This is a genomic window from Aeromonas allosaccharophila (genome assembly GCF_000819685.1).
Taxonomy (GTDB): Bacteria; Pseudomonadota; Gammaproteobacteria; order Enterobacterales; family Aeromonadaceae; genus Aeromonas; species Aeromonas allosaccharophila.
The window spans coordinates 1-2,644 of the sequence record NZ_CDBR01000100.1 but is presented as its reverse complement, the minus strand read 5'-3'; the positions used below and the strand labels follow the sequence as shown (position 1 = coordinate 2,644).

Sequence of the window (2,644 nt, the reverse complement as noted above, 5' to 3'; positions counted from 1 at the left end):
TGGGGCGTACCATCTGCATGAGGCTCGGCAAAGCGGAAGCCGTAGATGGTGATGGGCTCTTTGGGATTGGCCTTGGTGCCCTTGTCAGAGCAGCGGCGGCCAATGTTGCGCCATACCTCATTGAGGTAATCCTGCCCGTCTTTGACAGTAGGGCGGCCAGCAGCAATCCAGTTGGGGTTTGTCTTGCCGCCGCTGGTCGGATGGAAGCGTGACGGACAAGTCAGGGTGAGGAACAACGCAACGTGCCCCTCCTGCTTGGCGACATCTTCAAAACCACTAAGACGGGTCATCAGCTCGGCGCGTTGTACCTCTGGATTAGAGACAGAGGCGTCTATGGCATCTATAAGCTTGATACCATCCATAGGATCAGCAGAACTGACAGCAGCAAGACCTGAAAGAGTGAGTCGATTCTTGCGACTACGATGAATCCGGCGAGAAACAAGGTAATCAGGTGAATAGGGCTGTGAGTGTTTGTTAACAACTCCAGCAACGCGGGAAGCGTCGAAGAGTCGACGAGCCGAGGCGCGACGAATAGCCCTAACCAGATAAGCAGGCTCAGACCAACGATTGAGCCAATGATTAGGGCGAGCAACTTCGGGCTCTTCAAATTGGTAATCAAATTCGGGATCACGAAGGTCATAACTTTCGAGAAGCGCTCTGGCTTGACAGAAAGCGGCATATTCCTCTTCGTCACCATTAAAATAATCCTTACGTAGGGTCAGCACGTGTTTAGCCAGGCGCTCGGCGAATGCCTCGAATCCCTCATCGTCAGAAGTGAGGTTGAGAGTTCCGCAGTCGCCGGAAATGTTCATCAGGTCGAAAAGCTCTTTGATACGCTGATTCGCTTCAAGCAAACCAGCGTACTCAAGGGCTTGGGAGTAGGCAGAACGGAACCACGGCAACAGGTAGTGATTGCGCACGGTCATATCGTGGCGGTGCTGACAATGCTCGGGGGCGTTGATGTCGCCATACTTGAGCAGGGCCTTATCATCCAAATAGGCGAAGGAGCCAACGCGAACAAAATGGCGAGGCTGGTCAGCGAAACGAGGCTTGGTGTGAATGGCGTTGTACTGGTCGGAGTAAGCCCGATGCAGTATCGAGACATCATCGTCAAAGGGCAGCCCGAGGGTCTGCAAGTGGTCAAGGTACTCGGCAGGGGTTGCCTGCTCGGCGTCATCTGCCAGCAGGGCAGGGGACGACAGCAGCGAGTTAAGACGAAATTTGCCGGATACAGGAGCAGCGCGTGAACCGTTAAGGGCCTGCTGGGCGGCGTAGGAGGTGAAGCGAATCATTATTGTTCACTCCCATCTTGGTCTGGGTACTGTTCGATATGGTTATCTTGAGCAAGGTCAGGCCGCCAAATAGGGCGAATACCAGCGAGGCGAAGTTCATCCTCACGGCGCTGATACATATTCCGGTCATCAAAACTGATGTCGTATTTGGGGGCAGGCTTGGGGGAGGGGGCAGCGGTCTTTTTGCCGCATACCCAATCACCAGCAGCAGGGGAATAGACCTGTGGAGCAAGGCAGCCATAGGCCGAATCGAAACGGGATTTGCCACACTTAGGGCAAACAGGGTCAGCCTTGGGAGCGGGAAGCTCAGTAAGTGACTGACCATCTGGATAAACCATGCAGACGCTTGAAGCACGACCGATAAGGGCCTCAAAATGGGCCAGAGAATCGGCCTCATTTGTGAAGCACTTATTGAACGACTTGCCGTTTTCTTTCCAGACAACAATAAACTCGTAAGCAGGTTTCCAAGCAGCATTGACGCCGATAACCCCATTTATCGGCGCAACGGCGGGCAGCTCGTCAGACCATTCGGGGTCAAGTTGAATGTCACCATCCAGAATCAGCAGGTCAGAACAAGCGGCGCAACCTTCGCCGCCGCAATTCTGGCACACGTGGTAAATCGGGGTTTGTTGCTGTAGGGTCTGCGTTTCCATGCTGACATTCCTGCTTAGGTAATCACGTAACCGATGTGGCTGAGTAAATACGTGAACAAATTGGAAAGCAAGACACCATCATGACTGCATAAGCAGGTATATTTAGCGGGTAAACCTATTTAACGAGGAGCAACAAAATGGACTCTAAAACACTGTTAGCGGCATACATGAGACATAAAAACTTCACTCAGCTTAAAGAAGTTGCTGAAGACCTTGGTTTTAGTGAGCCGTACGTTTCCAACTTGAACAGCGGGAAAGGCCAATTCACTGATGAGCTTGCAATTAAGCTTGCGAAGGAAGTCGGCATAGACCCCGCAGAAGTCATAATTTCTCTTACAGCGGTCAGAGCGAAGGATCCGAACGTAAAGGCGGCTTGGTACGACATCTTAAAAAAGTACTGCGCGGGCACGGGAGCCGCTCTGGCCGTGGCCTGCATGATGATGGGAAGCCTTAATTCAGAGCCTTCTGCGACTGCGCATAATTAATGGTTACGTTAAAAAGATCCCCATTTCCGCGACTGGCAATATTGCCAGATTCAAGCGGTACAAATGGAATGGAACGTAATATTACAAAAAACTTTGTCTTTAGGTGGTTTGAGTGCGGTTTGAGTCCAGAAGAAACGGCAAAACTTTGTTTTGTTTCTGTGACGGAGGTCACGCTATGGGACGAAGGAAAAAAGATCCCTGACGTGTGTAAGCG

At 51.7% G+C, this 2,644-nt stretch carries 3 protein-coding genes; 1 reads left to right on the top strand and 2 read right to left on the bottom strand.

What is annotated here, in order from left to right; translation table 11 throughout:
- Both BN1115_RS22445 and BN1115_RS18330 read right to left on the bottom strand, forming a co-directional pair.
- The coding region (locus BN1115_RS22445) for a replication endonuclease (RefSeq protein WP_167335569.1) at nucleotides 1–1,292 on the bottom strand (1,292 nt) is incomplete at its 3' end.
- A complete protein-coding gene (locus BN1115_RS18330; protein ID WP_042658286.1) occupies nucleotides 1,292–1,945 on the bottom strand; it encodes a hypothetical protein in 654 nt (217 codons plus the stop codon). The genes BN1115_RS22445 and BN1115_RS18330, both read right to left, overlap by 1 nt.
- A 137-nt stretch (nucleotides 1,946–2,082) precedes the next feature.
- Between BN1115_RS18330 and BN1115_RS18325 the strand changes: the two genes are divergently transcribed.
- Nucleotides 2,083–2,430, top strand: coding sequence for a helix-turn-helix domain-containing protein (locus BN1115_RS18325; RefSeq protein ID WP_042658285.1), 348 nt, complete (start codon nucleotides 2,083–2,085; stop codon nucleotides 2,428–2,430).
- The last annotated feature ends 214 nt before the right edge of the window (nucleotides 2,431–2,644 follow it).